We start from the raw sequence: 612 nt of genomic DNA on the forward strand, positions 1-612 counted from the left end.
CAACCTGTCGCCGTCCCCGGCGGAACCCGCCACCACAGCGTGGAAGACAGCCTGTTCGGCGACGCCTCCACATCCAGCCGCGAGAGCACCCCCGGCCTCGCCCTCCCCGGCAGAACCGGCCACATCCAACCCGAACACCAGGCTCAACCCCCGCGGCAGCGGCTCACCGGCGCCACGAACGATCAGCCCCCCGTCACCACCACCCGACCCACCCCCATCGACGTCGACTCCCAGATCCCCACGCACTCCAGCCCCGCAGCCGAACGGGCCCTCGGGGCCGCCGCATACATGCTCTGGAGCACACCAACCCACAACCCACCCGCATGGGCACGCGGCGACGAACTCCCCACCCTCACAAACCAGCAGATCGACGACATCATCACCCTCGCCGAAACCAATCCCCACGCCACCTTCGGCGGCATCTGGGACCACATCGACGCCACCTACCACATCCAACTCCCACCAGAAGAAATCAACCGCCTCCACCACCAATACGCACTCCGCGCCCACGACACCCAAGAGGTCAGCCAAGATGTCAGCCAAGAAGTCAGCGCCACTGGCATACCTTACTTGCAAGCCGCCAAGCAGTGGTACGAGAAACACGGCAACCTC

The 612-nt window shown here is 65.8% G+C and carries 1 protein-coding gene; it reads left to right on the plus strand.

Annotation, left to right across the window (positions count from 1 at the left end; all coding sequences use genetic code 11):
* Positions 1-39: 39 nt before the first annotated feature.
* On the plus strand, positions 40-612 hold a 573-nt coding region (locus tag AC3ET4_RS30935), incomplete at its 3' end, for a hypothetical protein (protein WP_431955306.1).

This window comes from Actinacidiphila sp. bgisy167 (genome assembly GCF_057707665.1).